18 protein-coding genes, 1 tRNA gene and 1 pseudogene are annotated in these 20597 nt (G+C 57.6%); 13 read left to right on the forward strand and 7 right to left on the reverse strand.

Going from position 1 to position 20597, the window contains the following annotated elements:
• Both KHU33_RS21135 and arfB read left to right on the forward strand, forming a co-directional pair.
• Positions 1 to 266, forward strand: a 266-nt coding sequence (locus KHU33_RS21135) for a glutathione binding-like protein (protein ID WP_329956100.1), incomplete at its 5' end; no start/stop codon positions are given.
• A gap of 48 nt (positions 267 to 314) precedes the next feature.
• Entirely contained in the window at positions 315 to 752 is a 438-nt protein-coding gene (arfB, locus tag KHU33_RS21140; RefSeq protein ID WP_211466576.1) for an alternative ribosome rescue aminoacyl-tRNA hydrolase ArfB, read from the forward strand.
• A gap of 37 nt (positions 753 to 789) precedes the next feature.
• Here arfB and KHU33_RS21145 read toward each other — a convergent pair whose 3' ends face one another.
• Positions 790 to 1926 (reverse strand): metallophosphoesterase, encoded by a 1137-nt coding sequence (locus KHU33_RS21145; RefSeq protein WP_211466578.1) that lies wholly within the window; start codon positions 1924 to 1926, stop codon positions 790 to 792.
• A gap of 221 nt (positions 1927 to 2147) precedes the next feature.
• Here KHU33_RS21145 and KHU33_RS21150 point away from each other — a divergent pair.
• Positions 2148 to 4464: pseudogene (locus KHU33_RS21150) on the forward strand (patatin-like phospholipase family protein).
• 39 nt (positions 4465 to 4503) lie between these two features.
• On the opposite strand, the gene KHU33_RS21155 reads toward KHU33_RS21150, so the two are convergent.
• On the reverse strand, positions 4504 to 5304 hold the full coding sequence (locus tag KHU33_RS21155) for an alpha/beta hydrolase (protein ID WP_211466580.1): 801 nt from the start codon (positions 5302 to 5304) through the stop codon (positions 4504 to 4506).
• Entirely contained in the window at positions 5301 to 6593 is a 1293-nt protein-coding gene (locus KHU33_RS21160; protein WP_211466582.1) for an MASE1 domain-containing protein, read from the reverse strand. The genes KHU33_RS21155 and KHU33_RS21160 overlap by 4 nt, the downstream gene beginning before the upstream one ends.
• Before the next feature lie 203 nt (positions 6594 to 6796).
• Here KHU33_RS21160 and KHU33_RS26705 point away from each other — a divergent pair, with 203 nt between their 5' ends.
• Positions 6797 to 7009, forward strand: coding sequence for a lytic polysaccharide monooxygenase (locus KHU33_RS26705; protein ID WP_211466584.1), 213 nt, complete (start codon positions 6797 to 6799; stop codon positions 7007 to 7009).
• A 266-nt stretch (positions 7010 to 7275) separates the two neighbouring features.
• Here the strand turns inward: KHU33_RS26705 and KHU33_RS21170 are convergent.
• A tRNA-Leu gene (locus KHU33_RS21170) sits at positions 7276 to 7360 on the reverse strand.
• Between the two features lie 145 nt (positions 7361 to 7505).
• On the opposite strand from KHU33_RS21170, the gene rnr reads away from it, so the two are divergent.
• The 4 genes from rnr (at position 7506) to KHU33_RS21190 (ending at position 12436) form a co-directional block, all read left to right on the forward strand.
• Positions 7506 to 9971, forward strand: coding sequence for a ribonuclease R (gene rnr, locus KHU33_RS21175; RefSeq protein ID WP_211466586.1), 2466 nt, complete (start codon positions 7506 to 7508; stop codon positions 9969 to 9971).
• Between the two features lie 28 nt (positions 9972 to 9999).
• Positions 10000 to 10743 carry a 23S rRNA (guanosine(2251)-2'-O)-methyltransferase RlmB gene (rlmB, locus tag KHU33_RS21180; protein ID WP_061540435.1) on the forward strand — a complete coding sequence of 248 codons (744 nt, stop codon included), beginning with the start codon at positions 10000 to 10002 and terminating at the stop codon, positions 10741 to 10743.
• A 178-nt stretch (positions 10744 to 10921) separates the two neighbouring features.
• Complete coding sequence (gene cysE, locus KHU33_RS21185; RefSeq protein ID WP_211466588.1) at positions 10922 to 11671, forward strand: serine O-acetyltransferase; 750 nt, start codon at positions 10922 to 10924, stop codon at positions 11669 to 11671.
• Between the two features lie 24 nt (positions 11672 to 11695).
• A complete protein-coding gene (locus KHU33_RS21190; RefSeq protein ID WP_211466590.1) occupies positions 11696 to 12436 on the forward strand; it encodes a YceH family protein in 741 nt (246 codons plus the stop codon).
• Between the two features lie 48 nt (positions 12437 to 12484).
• On the opposite strand, the gene KHU33_RS21195 is transcribed toward KHU33_RS21190, so the two are convergent.
• Genes KHU33_RS21195 through KHU33_RS21205 form a run of 3 tightly spaced genes read right to left on the reverse strand, consistent with a single transcriptional unit; the run spans position 12485 to position 14440 of the window.
• Positions 12485 to 13276: a UDP-2,3-diacylglucosamine diphosphatase gene (locus KHU33_RS21195; protein WP_211466592.1), complete on the reverse strand. Its 792-nt coding sequence runs from the start codon at positions 13274 to 13276 to the stop codon at positions 12485 to 12487.
• 20 nt (positions 13277 to 13296) lie between these two features.
• Positions 13297 to 13788 (reverse strand): peptidylprolyl isomerase, encoded by a 492-nt coding sequence (locus KHU33_RS21200; RefSeq protein WP_211466594.1) that lies wholly within the window; start codon positions 13786 to 13788, stop codon positions 13297 to 13299.
• Between the two features lie 49 nt (positions 13789 to 13837).
• Complete coding sequence (locus tag KHU33_RS21205; RefSeq protein ID WP_211466596.1) at positions 13838 to 14440, reverse strand: peptidylprolyl isomerase; 603 nt, start codon at positions 14438 to 14440, stop codon at positions 13838 to 13840.
• A gap of 215 nt (positions 14441 to 14655) precedes the next feature.
• Here KHU33_RS21205 and cysS point away from each other — a divergent pair, with 215 nt between their 5' ends.
• The 5 genes from cysS to KHU33_RS21230 form a co-directional block, all read left to right on the forward strand.
• Positions 14656 to 16077 carry a cysteine--tRNA ligase gene (gene cysS, locus KHU33_RS21210; protein ID WP_211466598.1) on the forward strand — a complete coding sequence of 474 codons (1422 nt, stop codon included), beginning with the start codon at positions 14656 to 14658 and terminating at the stop codon, positions 16075 to 16077.
• A 15-nt stretch (positions 16078 to 16092) separates the two neighbouring features.
• A complete protein-coding gene (locus tag KHU33_RS21215; protein ID WP_211466607.1) occupies positions 16093 to 16758 on the forward strand; it encodes a DNA-3-methyladenine glycosylase family protein in 666 nt (221 codons plus the stop codon).
• Positions 16759 to 16811: 53 nt separating this feature from the next.
• Positions 16812 to 17786 (forward strand): acetyl-CoA carboxylase carboxyltransferase subunit alpha, encoded by a 975-nt coding sequence (locus KHU33_RS21220; protein ID WP_211466600.1) that lies wholly within the window; start codon positions 16812 to 16814, stop codon positions 17784 to 17786.
• A 2-nt stretch (positions 17787 to 17788) separates the two neighbouring features.
• Positions 17789 to 19198, forward strand: a complete 1410-nt coding sequence (gene tilS, locus KHU33_RS21225) for a tRNA lysidine(34) synthetase TilS (RefSeq protein ID WP_211466603.1) — start codon at positions 17789 to 17791, stop codon at positions 19196 to 19198.
• A 165-nt stretch (positions 19199 to 19363) separates the two neighbouring features.
• On the forward strand, positions 19364 to 20597 hold a 1234-nt coding region (locus KHU33_RS21230), incomplete at its 3' end, for an aspartate kinase (RefSeq protein WP_211466605.1).

The raw sequence follows: 20597 nt of genomic DNA on the forward strand, positions 1-20597 counted from the left end.
GCTTGCAACGTTTTGGCGGCCCTTTCCTGGCGGGCGCAAACTTCAGCGCCGTCGATGCGTTTTTTGCGCCGGTGGCTTTTCGGGTGCAGACCTACGGCCTCAAGCTGAGTCCTGCAGCGCAAGCCTATGTAACGCGTTTGCTTGCATTGCCGGCGATGCAGCAATGGCAGACCGATGCTTTGGCGGAAACCTGGCGTGAGCCTGGCCATGAAGCTGAAGCCAAGGCGGCGGGGACGTTGCTGGAAGACCGTCGTAACGCATCATAGAAGCGGAACAGAAGCGTCTGGCGTGACATAAGTGCCATAATATTGCGCATGTTTCCACCTAACGACGACAAGCTGCTGCGCATCACCGGCTCACTCGCGATTCCGCTGAGCGAGATTGAGATCAGCGCCGTCCGCGCCCAAGGGCCGGGCGGCCAGAATGTCAATAAAGTCTCATCGGCGATACATCTGCGTTTCGACATCCGCTCATCGTCGTTGTCGGAGTTTTACAAGGAAAGGCTGCTGGCCCTGAACGACCAGCGCATTACCAAGGACGGCGTGCTCATCCTCAAGGCGCAGCAATCGCGCAGCCAGGAAAAAAACAAGAGTGAAGCCCTGTTGCGCTTGCAGGAACTATTGCTGAGCGTGACCGTGATCCGCAAAAAAAGACGGCCAACCGCGCCCAGCCGCAGCGCTCAGTTAAAGCGCGTCGACAGCAAGACCCGGCGCGGCAAAGACAAGGCCATGCGCGGCAAGGTGATTCTCTGAAACTCCAGCCGATCCGGCTTGCAGGGTTTGGTCCGGCTTAAGTTTGCACCAGGCGCAAACGGGTAATTTCGGATGGCGCGAACAGCCGTTTCGGCGGCCCCCAATAGCCGGTGCCGCGGCTGGTATACACCCATAAATTGCGCAGGCGATTCAAGCCGGCGGTATACGGCTGTTGCAAAGGCACAAACAGATTCCACGGAAAGAATTGGCCGCCATGGGTATGGCCGGATAGCTGCAGATCGAAGCCGGCGTCGGCTGCCGCTGCGGCCGAACGCGGCTGATGCGCCAGCAGCAGTTTCAGCGCCACTTGCTGCGGACCGCCAGCCAGCGCCGCATGCGGATCGCTGCGCTGGGCTTCGTCGAAATGATGGGCGCTATAGTCCGTGACGCCAGCCACCAGCAGCGATGCTCCCTGGTGGTTGATGACCACATGCTGATTCATCAGCACGGTCAATCCAAGCCGGCGCACCTCCGCCACCCATTCCGGCGCGTTCGAATAATATTCGTGGTTGCCGGTGACGAAATAGGCGCCGTCGCGGGAGTGCAGCTTGGCCAGCGGCGCAGTGTGCGCAGCCAGTTCCTGCACGCTGCCGTCGACCAGATCCCCAGTCACAGCGATCAAGTCCGGCCTGAGGCTGTTGACCTTGTCGACGATGGCGTCCAGATAACTGTGTTTGATGGTCGGGCCGACATGAATGTCGCTGATTTGCACGATGGTGTAGCCATGCAGGGCCGCGGGCAAACCGCTGATCGGGACATCGACCTCGACTACCGCAGCCAGGCGGCGCGCATTGAAATAGCCGATGACGCTTGAAATGGCGGTCACCAGCAACACCGCCAGCGCGCTCCAAAGCGAGAGCCGATCATGGTCCAGCTTGAGCCACGGCGCCAGCAACAGGCACAGCTCGCGCAGCAGGGTAGCCAGCAGCAGCGATGAAAATATCCCCATGGCCAGCATGCCGGCCCACGCCAGGCGATCGGACAATGGCTGGCTCTGGATGACACGGGCCAGCAGACCGGCTGGAATCAGTAGAAACGACAGCAGCAGCCAGCCGCCTAGCAAGACTGGCAACAACGGGATAGCCGCCAGCGCCGGCATCAAGAGCCAGCCGATCAGAGCATGCAACACGCCCAGCAAAAACAGAACGACTAATATGGCGAAGCGCGAGGGCATGGGAGACCTGTAAGAAAAATGAATCGGGGCGCAAGGAAGCCGTCTGACGGCCGCGCTTTTCAACCATATTAGGGCGCGGGTGTCGGCTTCAATAGCCCGGAGCTTGCATAAAGCATTTGATGTATTAAGGAGACTGCCGGCTTATTCAAATATAATCTGGCGGTTCATCACTTAATGACCCTCATTAATAACCCTCAATATCAGGTGCTTTCCCGCTAGTTATGCCTCTTTCGAAGCGAAGTAACGTAATTTACCGTCTGTTCCGCAGTTTATGCATCTATCTGGGGTGCCTGCTTTTGAGTCTGGCCCATGCAAGCACAGCGTCGGCCGCACCGAACGTGCCGACCGATGCCAAAGATGCAACTCCGGCCCGGCCGCGTATCGGCCTGGTGCTGTCCGGCGGCGGCGCCCGCGGTTATGCTCATTTGGGCGTGCTGCAGGCGCTGGAACAGATGCACATTCCTATCGATTATGTGGCGGCAACCAGCATGGGGGCGGTGGTCGGCGGTTTGTACGCGAGCGGCTTGTCGGTGGAAGAGCTGGACCGGATCCTGACCGAGACCAACCTGAGCGATATCGCCTTCGACCGCAATGAAAGGGCAGAGCTGCCGCAATCTCAGCGCGAAGACGATTTCCAATATCCCATCGGTTTGGCGGCCGGCTATGGCGACGGCAAAATGAAACTGGCGGCCGGTCTGGTGCAAGGAAATAATCTGCTGACCTTATTGCAGAACTGGACGCCGCAGCTGCCGGCGAATATTTCTTTCGACAAGCTGCCGACGCCTTTCCGCGCAGTGGCGACTGATCTCGGCAGCGGCGCCGAAGTGGTGCTGAGCCAGGGTTCGCTGCCGCGCGCGATTCGCGCCAGCATGGCGGTGCCGGGGCTGTTTGCACCGCTCAAGCTGGACGGCCGGACCCTGGTGGACGGCGGCCTGGTGCGCAACCTGCCGGTATCGCTGGCGCGCAGCATGGGCGCTGACATCATCATCGCGGTCAATATCGCCACCGACCTGGATGATCCGGCCACCCTCGATTCGCCGACCGCGGTGGCGCAGCAGATGGTGACGATTCTGATTCGCCAGAACGTCAAGCAGCAGATCGATTCGCTCAAGAAAGACGACGTGCTGATCGAGCCGGATCTGGGCAATTTGTCGTTTTCCGATTTCTCGCGCGGCAAGGACGGCGTCAAGGCCGGCTACGATGCGGCGCAGCGCCAGCACGCCAAGCTGGCGGCGCTGGCGCTGCCGCCGCAGCAATGGAAGGCCTATCTTGCCGAGCGCAGCGGCGGCCCGGTGCTGGCCCAGGATACCCACATTGACGCGATCGAAATCCACAGCAATGGGCGGGTGCCGGCAGCGGTGGTGCAACGTGCGTTGAACGTGCGCGAAGGGGATTTCTACAATCCGGTCGCACTCAATAAAGAAGTGGCGCGTTTGTCGACCAACGGCGATTTCAAGAGTGTGACGCAAGAACTTGTGAGCGAGAACGGCCGCAATGTGCTGAAGGTGGACGCCGATGAAAAATCCTGGGGGCCGCATTTCCTGTTGTTCGGCCTCGGCATGTCGAATAATTTCGACGGCCGCGGCGATTTCAATTTGCAAATCGGCCATCGTTTGCCGTGGCTTACCCAAAGTGGCTTGGAGTGGCGTAACGACGCCGTGCTGGGGAGCAAGCAAGCTAGCCTGCATACCGAATTGCGGCAGCCGATATGGAATACCGTGGGCCTGTATGTAGCGCCTTATGCAGAATATGCGCGCCGGCATTTCGATATCTACGCGGATAGCGAAGCCACTTCGACCACCGTTCCGCTGACCGCCTACCGGCTCGACACCACCAAGGTCGGAGTCGATCTGGGCGTGCCGATCGGACGGCTCGGCGAATTTCGAGCGGGGGTCTACTACCAATGGCAGGTGGCCAAACCTACCTATAATTTTCCGCGAATAATTGCCGAGTTTTTTCCTGACCTGACCTTTGACACCGTGCGGGTAAAACAACCGGTAGTCCGTACTCAACTTACCGTGGATCAGCTTGATGATCCGCTGTTTCCGCGCAAAGGCTACTATCTTTCCGCCACCAGCAACGTCGCCTTCGGCGGCGCGAATAACAGCTACAGCGATGCTCAAGGCAAGGCATTGTGGGCAGTCAGCCGCGGCGGCAATACACTTAACCTGGCGCTGGAAGCGGCTGGCACCTATGGCAACGAAGCGAATGACGCAGCCGGCAATGGCGGGCTCGGATTTACCCTGGGCGGATTTCAGCATTTATCGGCTTACGCCCCCGATCAGTTTACCGGCAACTACCTGCTGTATAGCCGCTTGACCTATCTGCGCGACATGCCGGAACTGAATTTGCCCGGGCTACGCAATACGGTGCTGGGTACCAGCCTGGAAGCCGGCGACGTCTGGCAGACTCGCACCGCTTTTGGCTCCGGACCATTCAAGAAAAGCGCCAGCATGTTTTTGGCCTCTGTATTTTGGCCTGGCGCTTGCGCCGCGCGGAGTGTGGAATCTTTATTTGCAATTGGGCCGGGTCTTTTAAAACTGCCGGCGCGCAGCGGCGCATCTTGAGCCTTGCCTGTTAAGCCTTGTCAGCGCCGCGCACCCGCCGTGGCGGCAGCGACGGGTAACCGAAAAATTCCAGCACGCTGTTGACCACTTGTTCGCGGTCATTGTCGACACAAACCATGTGATAGCTGTTTTCCAGCACCACCACCCGTGCGTCCGGCAAAGCCGCCAGCAGGAATTCGGCCGATTTCATGCTGGTCAGTTCGTCTTCGCGCGCATGCACCACCAAGGTCGGGCAGGAAATCTTGTGGGCGCCGGCCAGCACCTTCTTGCGCAAGCGGTCAACCTGTCGTATGCAGGCCAGCGGCACCCAGCGATAGTGGAAATTGTCGCCGCGCGCGAATTTGGCCTTGACGATAGCGCGCACCGTAGCGTTCTTGATGCCGAACGGCTCGTCTTCTTCCACTTTCATCCTGCCCGACATGCCGGGGATCCAATACACCAGATGCCGCAGCTGGCGATACCAGGGCGTCGACCAGCCATCGATAAAGACCGGCGGCGCCAGTGTCACCAAATTGCCTTTGCTGTGCCGCACCCGTTCGCATAGGGCCAGCGCCAGCAGCGAACCCAGGCACATGCCCATGACATGGAAAGTATCGTATTGCGGCGCCAGTTCATGGTAGCTGGCGGTGATGGCGTCCAGCCAGTCCTCGTAGCTGACGGTCACCAGATCTTCCGGCTGGCCGCCGTGGCCGGGCAGGGTAACGGCGTGGGTTTCCACGCCGGCGCGCTGCAGCACTTTGTGCATCGAGCCGAGATCGAATTGGGTGCCGCCCAGGCCGTGAATCAGCAAGGCGCCGGTGCGAACACTCATGCCCGGCCCCGTTGCAGCGCGTCCTCCTTGAGATTGAGGCGCCAGGCGCCAGCCACCATGGCGACCGATTCGTCGGCGTCGAGCAGCACCGCGCTCATGTCGGTCACATGGCTGGTTTCCCCAGCCGGCAGCAGCAGGCGGAAACTCAGATCTGAACGGGCGTCGTCATCGGTGTCGTCCAGCCAGCGGCTGCGCAATTGCTGGCGGTCGTCGGGGTGGACATGCGCCAGAACCTGGTCAATATCACTGAATGCGGCGTTGCTTACTCCTAGCAATCCTTGCAGATCGCCGTTCCAGCACAGTTTTCTGCTATCCGGATCCATGCTGTAGACCAATTGCCGGCTGACGCTCAAGGCCAGTTCGACATCGCTTTTCCACTGCGCGGCATCCTCGTGCAATTGTTCGCGGGTGGTTTTGAGGGCGCTGATCAACAGGCAGAGCAGGGCGGCAACGGCCAGATAGAGTTGCGCTTCCAGCAGCGAATGTTTGGAATAGGTGTCGGCAAAGGCGGCAAAAGGCCCTTCGCCTTGCACCGTGTTCAACAAGGCAAAGAAGGCCAGCATGGCAACCGCCAATGAGCCGCCGCGGCCGCCCCACAACAAGGTCACGATTGCAGCGAAAAACAGCGGTACGTAGGTCAGCGCGAAATTGACGCCGGCAGAAAAATTGCTGATGCCGTGGCCGTCGAAAATCACATAGGCAGTGACGCCCAAGGCGACGAATGCCGCCAGGCCCCACAGAAAATCGCTGCGGCGCATGCCGCCCGAACGCATGGCGTGGAAGCGCGACCAGCCCGCCAGCACGGGCGTGATAATCAGGATGCCCACCAGATCGGAGGCAGCCCAGATGCGCGCTGTCGGCCAGAACGGCACCTGTTGCACCAGGAAAAACCAGGCTGCGCCTATCGCCGCGCTGATCGCACTGCAGGCAACACCGGCGATCAGCAGGCCGCGCACGAAATGCAAACCTTCCATCGGCAATTGCGTCATCCGCACCAGCGCCACCACGATCGCCGCGATGCCGATTTCATCAAGGGCAAACAGCGCGATACGAAACAAGTTGCGATCTTCGATCCAGCCCAGCAGCAGTTGCGCCAGCACGAAGCCGATGATCAAAGGCAGCCAGCGCGCGGTCTTGGTCAGCATGAACGCTGCCACCGTGACGCCGGCGGGCAGCCAGATATAACCGGTCGCCGCAATCGGACCGTTGAGTTGATGCGACATGTAACCGGTGACCAGGTAGAGCAAGCCCCACAGCAATGCTATGACAGATTGATTGGTCAGTTTCACTATGAATATCCTTATGGCGTTGACGCCGCTGTCGTCTGAAAAGAGACGCGGCGGGCAAGATGTCGCACATTATAGGGTGAATCTGGAAAGCATTTGTCTGTCGGCAAGGCCGGTCAGGCGACAGTCAAAGAACTGTCGGCGAACTGTCAACCTTGGCCGTTACGCGGCAAGCGGGCATGGTCCGAGAATCGAGCGGCCGGTAGTTGTTGTTCACCTGGGGCGGTTTTGCGCCGCTCAGCAATACGCACGTAAAGCACAGCTGCAATATTCCGGCTGGCCATAGCGGTTATCACGTGATTTTGAGTACCTGGAATATTGCCGATACCGGCAACGCCTTCTATCAGGTGATCGATGCCGAAATTCAGGCTGGAACCGTGCTGAATCCTCGGGAAGTATTGCTCAATCCATTCAAATGAACGAGGCGTGACGCTTCACCATTTCATCTAGATCGGGATTGGATACGGCCGCAGCGGGCCGAGAACAGGCCGGGACTCGGCGCGCCTGGATAATGTATTTTGCTGATATTATATGCATCGTGTTTGCGCCGGGAACGGCGCACCGCGATGCCTGGCAAATGTTAATTCTGAATCCGCCAAGTATCCCGGAGCAACTCGGTAATGCTGGGAATTTTGCGGAGAGCTAGGCCCCCGTATTTACATTCGGGGGCCTAGTCTATGGTATTTGGTGCCCACGGAGGGACTCGAACCCCCACACCTTGCGGCACATGGACCTGAACCATGCGCGTCTACCAATTCCGCCACGTGGGCTTGAGAGAGCGAGATTATAAGCCAATGCAGGAATAAGTCAACCCAGTCATAACGATATGAAGATATAAATTGCTTGGTTAGGAGAATGTCATAATCCTCCGTTACACTAAGCCTTGATGAATAACAACCTGTTGAAAATAGCCTTTTGAGCCAATATTCCTACACCATCCCCAGCCGGGAGGAAATTCTCGGCCTTCTGCGCACCTCTTCCGAGGCGCAAAACGCCGCTGCTCTAGCCGCCGCGCTTAATGTCAAACCCGATGAAATGGATGGCTTGACGCGCCGCTTGAACGCCATGGAGCGCGACGGTCAGATCAAGCCCGATCGCGGCGGCATCTACAAACTCACCAACTCACCCGGCTTTATCGAGGGCCGCGTCAGCAGTCACCGCGACGGTTACGGTTTCCTGATATCGGACGAGGGCGGCGATGACGTTTTCCTGCCTGAAAAGGAAATGCAGAAAGTGCTGCATGGCGACCGGGTGCAGGCGCGCATCGTCGGCACCGACCGCCGCGGCCGTCCGGAAGGGACGATTGTCGAGGTGGTGGCGCGGGCGAATACCCATGTGATCGGCCGTTTGCTGAATGAAAACGGGGTCTGGGTGATCGCCCCCGAAGACAAACGCATCGGCCAGGACATCATTCTGGCCGGCTCGCCCGGCAAAGCCAAGGCCGGGCAGGTGGTGAGCGTGCAACTGACCGAACAGCCTTCGCGCTATACGCAGCCGGTGGGCAAGATTGTAGAAATTCTCGGCGATATCGACGATCCGGGCATGGAAATCGAAATTGCCGTGCGCAAATATGGCGTGCCGCACGAGTTTTCCGAAGCCGCAAAGAAACTGGCGGCCAAGCTGCCGAGCGAAGTCAAGGCTGCCGATCTGGCCGGCCGCGTCGATTTGCGCGACGTGCCGCTGGTGACGATCGATGGCGAAGACGCGCGCGATTTCGACGATGCGGTGTATTGCGAACCGGTCAAGATCGGCCGCGCCAACGGTTATCGGCTGATTGTCGCGATTGCCGACGTCAGCCACTATGTCAAGCCTAACGACGCGCTGGATGTCGATGCGCTGGAACGCAGCACCTCGGTATATTTCCCGCGGCGCGTGATTCCGATGCTGCCGGAGAAATTGTCCAACGGCCTGTGCTCGCTCAATCCCGACGTCGATCGCCTGACACTGGTATGCGATGCGGTGATCAGCGCCAAGGGTGAAATCAAGGCCTACCAGTTTTATCCTGCGGTGATTCATTCGGCGGCACGCCTGACGTATACCGAAGTGGCGGCGATCCTGGGCAATACCAAGGGTCCGGAAGCGGCCAAGAGTCCCGGCCTGGTGCCGCATTTGCTGCATCTGTATGAAGTGTTCCATGCCTTGCTGCAAGCGCGCCAGGCACGCGGCGCAATCGATTTCGAAACCACCGAGACTTACATCGTCTGCAACGCCGCCGGCAAGATAGAGAAAATCCTGCCGCGCACCCGCAACGATGCCCACAAGGTGATCGAAGAGTGCATGCTGGCGGCCAACGTCTGCGCCGCCGATCTGATGGAGCGTCACAAGCATCCGGGCTTATACCGGGTCCATGCCCAACCCACCAAGGAAAAGCTGGCGATACTGCGCACCTTCCTCAAGCAGGTCGGCCTGACGCTGGCCGGCGGCGATACGCCGTCCGCCTCCGATTACGCCGAACTGATGCCGAAGATCAAGGCGCGGCCGGATGCCTTGTTGCTGCAAACCATGCTGCTGCGTTCCATGCAGCAAGCAGTCTACGATCCGGAAAACATCGGTCACTTCGGCTTGTCGTATGAATCGTATGCGCATTTCACCAGCCCGATCCGGCGCTATCCCGATTTGCTGACCCATCGCGCGATCAAGGCGATCCTGCAAGGCAAGCGCTACGATCCTAAGGGCCTCGATACCAGTGCACTGAACACCATGCTGTCGCCGGCGGGCCGCAAGAAACAGGCTGAAGACAAGGCGGCGGGCAAGAAGAAAAATGAAGGCAGCCTAGCCATCTGGGAAGCGCTTGGCGTGCATTGTTCCGCCAATGAGCGGCGCGCCGATGAGGCTTCGCGCGATGTCGAAGCATGGCTCAAGTGCTATTTCATTCGCGACAAACTGGGCGAGGAGTTCACCGGCGTCATTTCCGGCGTCGCCACTTTCGGCATTTTTGTCCAGCTCGACGCTTTGTATATCGAGGGCCTGGTGCATGTCACCGAACTCGGCGCGGATTATTTCCAGTACGACGAAGCGCGTCACGAATTGCGCGGCGAACGTACCGGCATCCGTTATCAACTGACCGATCGGGTGACAGTGCAGGTGAGCCGGGTTGATCTGGACGCGCGCAAGATCGATCTGCGTCTGGTCAACGAGCCGGGTATCAAGACCGTACTCAAGAACGAAGCACGGCGCGCCGATAACGAACAGGCGCGCAGCGCCAAGCCAAAGGGCGGCGCCAAGGCCGCGCCACCCAAGAAATCCGGCGGAGTCACCACTGCGGCGAAAACTACCAGCCCTGGCAAGGTGATCAAAGCCAAGAAGGCCAAGACCGCAAGCGTCGCGGAAAAAAACCGTGCGCCCAAGGCTTTTACGAAATCCAGCAAGCGTAAAAGATAGATTTAGATAGATCCCTGATAGATAGAATATGAAAAGTAAAATGATTTTTGGCTTTCACGCCGTCACCGCACGTTTGCGCCATGAAGCATCGTCGGTGGAAGAGATTTATGTGGATGCCGGCCGCGTCGATCGTCGCATGCAGGAACTGCTGAATGCGGCCAAGGCTGTCGGCGTACGTGTGATTCCGGTGGATGACGCCCGCTTGTCGAATATCGTCGGCACCCGTCGCCACCAGGGCGTGGTAGCCAAAGCCGGCGAATTGTCGCTGGCGCGTAACCTGGATGAGTTGCTGGACGCGATTGTCGGTCCGCCGTTATTGCTGGTGCTCGACGGCATCACCGATCCGCACAACCTGGGCGCTTGCCTGCGGGTCGCCGACGGCGCCGGCGCGCATGCCGTGATCGCACCGAAAGACCGTGCCGTGGGCTTGAATGCGACGGCCGCCAAGGTTGCCAGCGGCGCGGCGGAAACCGTGCCTTACATTACCGTGACCAATCTGGCGCGTACCTTGCGCGAGCTGAAAGAACGCGAAATCTGGCTGATCGGCACCAGCGAAGACGGTGAAAAGGGTTTGTACGAGGCCGATTTCTCCGGCCCTGCAGCGCTGGTCATGGGTTCCGAAGGCGAGGGCATGCGTCGCCTGACGCGCGAAACCTGCGATGTGCTGGTGAATGTGCCGATGTTCGGTTCGGTCGAAAGTCTGAATGTGTCGGTGGCCTCCGGCGTCTGCCTGTACGAAGCCCGTCGCCAGCGCATGGTAAAAGGCTGTTGATCCCATTCCGCATTACTTACTCTGAATCACCGACTGTCGGTTTGCCATGCATGGCGGTGCTTCAGAATTTCCCCGTCCAGCCTGAAATCGTTTTACCGATTTCCCCGGACTTCCGTAGCAAAAGACGGCAGGCGTAATATGGAATAACATTACGCCTCCGCATTGATTCGATATCCTTATGTTCAGCCGCATTCGTGAAGACATTGCCAACATCATGGCGCGTGATCCCGCCGCTCGCACCGAGTGGGAAGTGCTGACGTGCTACCCCGGCCTGCACGCTATCATCCTGCATCGCTGGGCCCATCATTGCTGGCACAACGGCTTCAAATGGCCGGGACGTTTCATTTCGCAGATCGCCCGTACTTTAACCGGAATTGAAATCCATCCCGGTGCAACCATAGGCCGGCGTGTATTCATCGACCACGGTTTTGGCGTGGTGATCGGCGAAACCGCCGAAGTCGGCGACGACTGCACGATTTATCAGGGCGTCACCCTGGGCGGCACCTCCCTCAACAAGGGCGCCAAGCGCCATCCGACGCTGGCGCGCGGTGCGATCATCGGCGCTGGCGCCAAGGTGCTGGGCGGCTTCACCGTCGGCGAGGGCGCCAAGGTTGGCTCGAATGCGGTGGTGGTCAAGGAAGTACCGCCGGGGGCGACTGCAGTGGGTAATCCTGCGCGCATCGTCTTGAAAGAAAGCAACAGCGGCAAAGACGAGGCCGCGGCCCGCATGTTTGCCGCCTATGGCGTGACCCCCAACGGCGATGATCCCTTATCCAAAGCCTTGCACGGCCTGATCGACAATGCAGCGGCGCAGGAACACCAGATCGACCGCATCATTGCCTTGCTGAAAAAATCGGGCATTGCTTGCGAGAGTTTGCCCGAGCTTGAGAAATTTGATCCGGACCAGCTCAATAAACTGGTTGAGTAGGGCCGTGTGTCAGGAGAGATAGCGATGAATCAAGAAGCGAACAATATCCAGGCCGACGAAAACGATAGCGACGGCAAGCTTTTGGCGACTGCCGGCGCTGCCGATACATGCCTCGATCAGTTTGAAATTCGCGTGCTGGCGGTGCTGGCCGAAAAAGAAGCGCTGACGCCAGACAACTATCCCTTGTCCTTGAATACCCTGACCAATGGCTGCAACCAGCTATCCAGCCGGGATCCGGTGATGGCCATCACCGAGTCGACTGTGCTGGATATCCTGCAGCGCTTGATGCAGCGCAAGCTGGTGGTCGAGGTGAATCAGGCGGGTGCCCGGGTGGCCAAATACGAGCACCGGATGCGCGTCAAATGGCTGCTGGAGCAAGATAAGCTGGCGGTGTTGACCACCTTGATGCTGCGCGGAATTCAGACTGCAGGCGAGCTGCGCAGCCGCAGCGGCAGGCTGCATGAATTTGCTTCGGTGAACGAAGTCGAAACCGCTTTGCAATTTCTGGTCGATAAATATCCGCCGTTGGCGGCGCGCCTGACGAAAGCGCCTGGCACCAAGGAATCGCGTTACGCGCATTTGCTGGCAGGCGAGGAAGTGCTGGAGCAGCAGGCGATAGCGGATGCGATGTCGGGTAGCGCAGCGGTAGTGAAAAATGGCGGCCATGACCGGATCAGCCAGCTTGAGGAAGAAGTTATCGGCTTGCGGCGGCAGATGGAAGATTTATCGGTGCAGTTTGCCGAGTTCAAGCGGCAGTTCGATTAGCTCGATTAGTTAGATGAATTACTGCTGACTAAAAGCCGGCAAGATTTCTCAGTCGGTGAGTTCCTGGCCGTCATGGCCAAAGCGCCGAATCACGCCTGCCGCGTCAATCGCAATCCAGCCGCCTCTTTGCGCCTTGACGTCATATTCCCAATCCGGCAATACATAACGCGTGCGGGCCGTTTCGCCATCGCCGGAAAGATGGCGTGCCGGTCTGTGGGTGTGGCCATGAATCAGGGTGTTGGTGGCGGTGGCGTCAAATAAGGCCGTCACCGCGGCCGGATTGACGTCCATGATTTCCATCGATTTGTGGCGCTGTTCTTCCTGGCTCTCTTTACGTACGCCGGCGATGATCGCCTTGCGTTGCGCCAGCGGCAGCGCCAGAAATTGCGCTTGCCATTGCGGTTGCCGCACTTGCGCGCGAAACTCCATGTAGGCAAGATCGTCAGTGCATTGCGCATCGCCATGGGCGATGGCCAGGCGCCGGCCGCCCACGGTGATCACCGATGGATCGGGCAGCATGCTCAGGCCGGCCGCTTGCGCAAAGCCGTCGCCGACCAAAAAGTCACGATTGCCGGCGATCCAGAAAACCTGTACGCCGCTATCGCTGACTTGCCGGATTGCTTCGGCAATTTCACGGTTGTAGGGCGTCTCCAGGTCGTCGTCGCCAGCCCAGTACTCGAACAAGTCTCCCAGTAAGTACAGTTGCTGCGCCTGCCTTGCCTGTTGCTGCAGGAATGCCAGGAAGGCTTGCGTAGTGCGCGGGTGCGCTGCCTGCAAATGCAGATCGGAGATGAATAGCGCAAGGACGGCGCTGGACTGGTTCGAGACTGAGGCGGTCATAAGAAGGAGCTAAGCCAGTATTAAGCGACTACTTCGGCTTTTTCGATGATGACGTCGTCCACCGGCACATCGGCAAACATGCCGGTACGCGTAGTTTTGACGGCTTCGATCTTGTCGACGATATCCATGCCTTCAACTACTTTGCCGAATACGCAATAGCCCCAGCCGTCCTGGCCTGGATAGTCGAGGAAGCTATTGTTCTTGACGTTGATGAAAAATTGCGCGGAAGCGGAATGCGGCGCCGAAGTGCGGGCCATCGCCAGGGTGTACGGTTCGTTCTTGAGGCCGTTCTTGGCTTCGTTTTCGATTGGGTCGTTGGTTGGCTTTTGCTTCATGCCTGGCTCGAAACCGCCGCCTTGCACCATGAAACCTGGGATCACGCGATGGAAAATCGTACCGTTGTAATGGCCGGCGTTAACATAAGCCAGGAAGTTTTCCACGCTCTTTGGCGCTTTTTCAGCGTCGAGTTCGATTTTGATCTTGCCGTGGTTGGTGGTGAGAATGACTGCCATGATATTTCCTATTGGATGGTTGGTAGATAGATAAAATTAAAAGGAGGGCTTATTTTGTCAATGTAGCCGATTCGATGATGACAGGCGTGGTCGGCACGTCCTGATAAGCGGTCTTCACTTTCTTGATCTTGTCGACTACATCAGTGCCTTTGATGACTTGGCCGAACACCGCGTAACCCCAGCCGTCGCGGCCGGGGTAGTTAAGAAATTCGTTATTGTTGACATTGATATAGAATTGCGCGCCGGCCGATTGCGGGTCTGCAGTACGGGCCATGGCGACGCTGTAAGGGACATTCTTGAGGCCGTTCTTGGCTTCGTTTTCCACCTTGTTCGGCGCCGGCTTCTCCATCATGTCCTTGGTCATGCCGCCGCCCTGGATCATGAAATTGTCGATGACGCGATGAAAAATGGTGCCGTTGTAGTGGCCGCTTTTAACATAGCTTAAAAAATTATTGACGGTCTTCGGCGCTTTTTCCGGATTGAGCTCGATGACGATGTCACCCATATTGGTTTTCAACAAGACATGAGGTTTGTCGGCGGCGCTGGCAACTGACGGATTGCCTATCAGGCAGGCGGCCGTTACGGCCGATGCAAGCGCCAGAGTGAAGGTGCGGCGCGGCAAACGAAAAGTCAAGCTACGAGATGCAAGCATAAAAATCCTTCATGTAAGTGCTACGTTTTCGTATTTCAGCAATGATATACTGCGGCGAAAAGCAACATTTTATCAAACTAAGTACTGCAAAAGAGTTTTGGCGATTCACTTGTACCGACGTCCTGCACCGTAAGTGCACGGATGGGTGGAACGGCGTGCAATATTTCTGTGCTTTATTTCTGTTCCATATTTGTATCCGTAGGCAGTAACTCCCCATGAGCGACCTGAAAATATATAACACGCTGGCGCGTGAGAAGCAGCCGTTTTTTCCAATCGAGCCGGGCAAGGTCCGCATGTATGTCTGCGGCATGACCGTGTACGACTATTGCCATCTTGGTCACGGCCGCGTGATGGTGGTGTTCGATATGGTGCAGCGCTGGTTGCGGCAATCGGGGCTTGACGTCACCTACGTGCGCAATATCACCGACATCGACGACAAGATCATCAAGCGCGCCGTGGAGAACGGCGAGACGATCTCGCAGCTGACCAGCCGCTTCATCCAGGCCATGGATGAGGATGCGGCAGCGCTCGGCGTGCAAAAGCCGGATCACGAGCCGCGCGCGACGGCGTTCTTGCCGCAGATGCTGGCCTTGATCGAAAAGCTGGAGCATAAGGGCCTGGCGTATCAGGGCGTTGATGGCGACGTCAATTATTCGGTACGCGATTTCGCCGGCTACGGCAAATTGTCGGGCAAGTCGCTCGACGATTTGCGCGCCGGCGAACGGGTCGACGTCAATCTCGGCAAGCGCGATCCGCTCGACTTCGTGTTGTGGAAGGCGGCCAAGGCCAGCGAGCCGGACGAGGTCAAATGGACTTCGCGCTGGGGCCAAGGGCGGCCGGGCTGGCATATCGAATGCTCCGCCATGGCCGAGCAATTGCTGGGCGAACGATTTGATATCCATGGCGGCGGCCAGGATTTGCAGTTCCCGCATCACGAAAATGAAATTGCGCAATCGGAAGGCGCGCACGGCCATCAATTCGTCAATTACTGGATGCACAACGGCTTTGTGCGTATCGATGATGAAAAGATGTCCAAGTCCTTGGGAAATTTTTTCACGATCCGCGATGTCCTGAAAAAATACGATGCGGAAGTGGTGCGTTTCTTTATTCTGCGCGCGCATTACCGCAGTCCGTTGAATTATGCGGACACCAATCTGGATGACGCCAAGCACGCCTTGACTCGCTTGTATACTGCATTGAAAGAAGTCGCGACGGATAGCCTGCCGCTGGACTGGAGCGAGACGCATGCCCAGCGAGTGGCGCAAGCCATGAATGACGATTTCAATACGCCTATGGCTATTTCGGCCCTGTTCGATCTGGCCAATGAGGTGAATAAAAACCGCTCGCCGGCAGCGGCGCGCCAGTTAAAGGGCTTGGGCGGTGTACTGGGTTTTTTGCAGCGCGCTCCTGAAGATTTTTTGAAAGGCCGTACACTCGCCGGTAACGATGTTGTCGGAAATGGCATTGCGCAAGCCGCTTTGTCAGAGCAAGATATCCAACTCAAAATTCAAGCTCGTCAAGCGGCAAAAATAGCCAAGGATTTTTCTGCCGCAGACCAGATTCGCAAGGAACTGCTGGCCGAAGGCGTCTTGCTGGAAGATAAGCCCGGCGGTCAAACCGAATGGCGAAGGGCGTAGAGTAAACATATGCGTATGGAAAAAGCGACAGTGGTCGACTCCAGACTTTTCGTGCCTTCGTATTGGGAAGACGCCAAAGTCGAGCTGATGAAGCGTGACCGTATCATGCGTAAATTGATCCCGCAATTTGGCGATCTGCATCTGGTTGGCCGCGGCGAGGCGTTTACCACGCTGGCGCGTTCGGTGGTCGGCCAGCAGATTTCGGTCAAGGCAGCGGAATCTGTATGGCAAAAATTTCTGTTAGTCTGTCCCAAGAGCACTCCGGCCCAGGTCTTGAAAGCAGGCCCCGAGCAACTTGCCGCTTGCGGCTTGTCTAAGCGTAAGGCTGACTATATCCTTGATCTGGCCGACCATTTCAAGTCGAAACGAGTCAACGCCGAGCAGTGGCAGGAGATGGAAGATGAGGAAGTCATCGCGGATCTGACGCAAATCCGCGGCATCGGACGCTGGACAGCGGAGATGTTTTTGATATTTAATTTGCTCCGGCCCAATATTTTGCCTTTGGACGACCTGGGGTTGCTCAAAGGCATTAGTGTCAATTATTTTTCAGGAGAGCCGGTTTCGCGTAGCGACGCACGCGAGGTGTCGGCCAACTGGGAGCCATGGCGTACCGTGGCGACCTGGTATCTATGGCGCAGCCTGGATCCGGTGTCTGCAGAATATCAAGTCATTGCTGAATAAAAACTTATTTGCAAGTTACCAAGCAGTAGTGATGGTTTAATCAAGGAAACAAAATGAGCAAAACAACATTTCTCGGCTTCGAACAACCGATCGCCGAGTTAGACGCCAAGATCGAAGAGCTGCGTTTCGTTCAAGACGATTCGGCGGTGGATATTTCGGAAGAAATCGATCGCCTGTCGAAAAAAAGCCAGCAATTGACCAAGGATATCTACGCAAAGTTAACGCCTTGGCAAGTCTCCCAGATTTCACGTCATCCGCAACGTCCCTACACCATGGACTATGTGAATGAAATATTCACCGATTTCCATGAGCTGCACGGCGATCGCACCTATGCCGACGATCAGTCGATAGTCGGCGGTCTCGCGCGCTTCAACGGCCAGGCGTGCATGGTGATCGGTCATCAAAAGGGGCGCGATACCAAAGAGCGCGCCATGCGTAATTTCGGCATGCCTAAGCCGGAAGGTTATCGCAAAGCCTTGCGCCTGATGAAAGTCGCGGAAAAATTCGGCCTGCCGATTTTTACTTTTGTCGACACCCCTGGCGCCTTCCCTGGCATCGATGCGGAAGAACGCGGCCAGTCGGAAGCCATCGGCCACAACCTGTACGCAATGGCCGAACTGAAAGTGCCGCTGATTGCCACTATCATCGGTGAAGGCGGCTCCGGCGGCGCGTTGGCGATTGCAGTCGGCGATGCGGTCTTGATGTTGCAGTACGCGACCTATTCGGTGATTTCGCCCGAGGGTTGTGCTTCGATCTTGTGGAAAACCGCCGAGCGTGCAGCCGATGCTGCCGATGCGCTGGGCTTGACCGCGCATCGTCTGAAAGCCGTCGGCCTGATCGACAAGATTGTCAGCGAGCCACTGGGCGGCGCCCATCGCGATCCGAAGCAGATGGCTTCTTTGCTGAAGCGCGCGCTGGCCGATACGCTGCGCCAGTTCCAGGGCGTCAAGACCAAGGATTTGTTGAATGCACGCCATGAAAAACTGATGAGCTACGGTAAATTCAAGGAAGTGCTGGCAGCAGAATAGGCGTGTCGAATTCATCTACCACAAGTATCTACGCGTACTTAGAAAATACCCTGGCAGGAATCGCGCAAGCGTTTCCTGCCGTCATTGAAGAACAGTCCGCGCGGCTGGCGGTCGCCTATAGCGGCGGACTCGATTCCAGCGTCTTGCTGCATGCCGCTGCGGACTATGCCAACAAGCATGGCGTCGCGTTATTCGCCTTCCACATCCATCACGGCATCAGCCCCAACGCGGATCAATGGCAAATCCATTGTGCAGAGACTTGCGCAAAGCTGAATGTCGCATTCGATACCCGAGGCATCGAATTGCACGGCAGCGACAAGAGCGGCGTGGAAGAAGCTGCGCGCATCAGTCGTTACGCCGCCTTGGGCGATTTATGCCGCCAGCATCAAATACCTTTGTTGCTGACTGCGCATCATCTGGATGACCAGGCCGAGACGGTGTTGCTGCAGTTATTGCGCGGCTCCGGTGCGGCCGGCTTGTCCGGCATGGATCGCTGGAACACGGCGCCGACTTTGCTTGGCGATGACAAATTGCTGATGGCGCGGCCGTTGCTGAAAGTATCACGTGCGGCATTGGAACAATACGCCGCGGCACAACAGCTGACGTATATCGAAGACGAATCGAATCACGATCCGCGCTACGCCCGCAACGCCCTGCGCCAACAAGTGATGCCGGTGCTTACGCAATATTTTCCCGGGTTCCAGGAGCGTTTCTCGCGTAGTGCGGGCCATATGCAGACTACGCAAAGATTGCTGATCGACCTGGCGGCGCAAGACATGGCCGTTTGTGCCGATGGCGCATGCCTTGATTTGCAGCACGTGCGCCAGCTGAGCGGCGAGCGGATCGACAATCTGCTGCGCTACTGGTTCGGCTTGCATCGTTTGCGCATGCCATCCAGCGCCTGGCTGAGTGAAATGCGCCAGCAACTGCTGGAGGCAAAAGCCGACGCCCAATTGTGCGTGACGCATCCGGATTGCCACATCCGCCGCCACCGCAATCGCGTGTTCCTGACGCCGCGTGACGATATCGACCGTTCCGAGATCGAGCCGCAAGCTTTTCGCTGGAACGGCGAGACTGAGATGCGCTTTCCGGAATTCGGCGGCGTCTTGCATTTCGACCGGGCAGAGCAGGGCATTGCGGCGGACTGGCTGCGCGCGCAACCCTTGCAAATTCAATATCGGTCCGGCGGCGAGCGTCTCAAGCTGGCGTTTAACCGGCCCACAAAAAGTGTCAAATACCACTACCAGGCTTTCGATGTGCCGCCTTGGGAGCGCGAGCGCCTGCCCTTGGTGAGCAGCGGCAAGCAGATCCTGTTCGCGGCAGGCATTGGCATGGATTGCGTGCAATTGGCGACTGAGCCTGGCCCGCATATCAGCTTGCGCTGGCAAGCAGATGAAATTGCTCTGAGGTAAGGCATTCCAACTGAGGCAACGGTTTTTGCGACGTTTTTTGCCTCAGTTTCTCCTTACATTCTCTCTGGCAGGCTACTTGTCATAATGTGCCGTTACAGGTACAGTAAAGGGTTGATTTTATTTTTCTTGCACTACGTCCGCTTTTAGCACCCACCTACACTCCCTATGGCTTTAATCGTTCACAAATACGGCGGCACTTCGATGGGCTCGCCAGAGCGCATCAAGAATGTCGCCACGCGCGTCGCCAAATGGCATGACGCCGGCCACCAAATCGTCGTGGTGCCCTCCGCGATGTCCGGTGAAACCAACCGTCTTCTGAGCCTGGCAAAAGAAATTACCGCCCAGCCCGATCCACGCGAACTCGATATGCTGGCCGCCACAGGCGAGCAGGCATCGGTTGCCTTGTTGGCCATGGCTTTGCATGCGATAGGCAAGGAAGCGGTATCCTACGCCGGCTGGCAAGTCGCAATTGAAACCGACTCGGCCCACACCAAAGCCCGGATTCGTTCGATTGACGACGCCAAGGTGCGGCAAGACCTGGACGCCGGCAAAGTGGTGATCATCACCGGTTTCCAGGGTGTCGATGACCTGGGCAATATCACGACTCTGGGCCGTGGCGGTTCCGATACTTCGGCCGTCGCCGTGGCCGCTGCGCTGAAGGCTGCGGAGTGCATGATCTACACCGACGTCGACGGTGTCTACACCACCGACCCGCGTGTGGTGTCGGACGCACGTCGCCTGAAGACCGTGACCTTTGAAGAAATGCTGGAGATGGCGTCGCTGGGCTCTAAAGTGCTGCAGATTCGTTCGGTCGAATTTGCCGGCAACTACAAGATGCCAACCCGCGTGCTGTCTTCGCTGACCGACCCTTTAATGCCATTGGAAGAAGAAGCAATTTCCGGCACCCTGATTTCGTTTGAGGAAGACACAAAGATGGAACAAGCCACCATTACCGGCATCGCGTTCAATCGCGACGAGACCAAGATTACCGTGCTCGGCGTGCCTGACCGGCCCGGCATCGCTTACCAGATTCTGGGCGCAGTCGCCGATGCCAATATCGAAGTCGACATGATTATCCAGAATCAGTCGGTTGATGGCAAAACCGACTTTACCTTTACCGTACCGCGCGGCGAATATACCAAGGCGATGGATGTCTTGAACGAGAAGGTCAAAGCACATATCGGCGCCGCCAGCATCACTGGCGACGCCAAGGTGTCCAAGGTGTCGGTAGTGGGTGTGGGCATGCGCAGCCATGTCGGCATCGCTTCGCAAATGTTCCGCACCTTGGCAGAAGAGGGTATCAATATCCAGATGATTTCAACCTCTGAAATCAAGATATCGGTGCTGATCGACGAGAAGTACATGGAACTGGCAGTACGGGCTTTGCATAAGGCTTTTG

It is taken from the genome of Collimonas silvisoli (genome assembly GCF_018305005.1).
GTDB lineage: Bacteria > Pseudomonadota > Gammaproteobacteria > Burkholderiales > Burkholderiaceae_D > Collimonas > Collimonas silvisoli.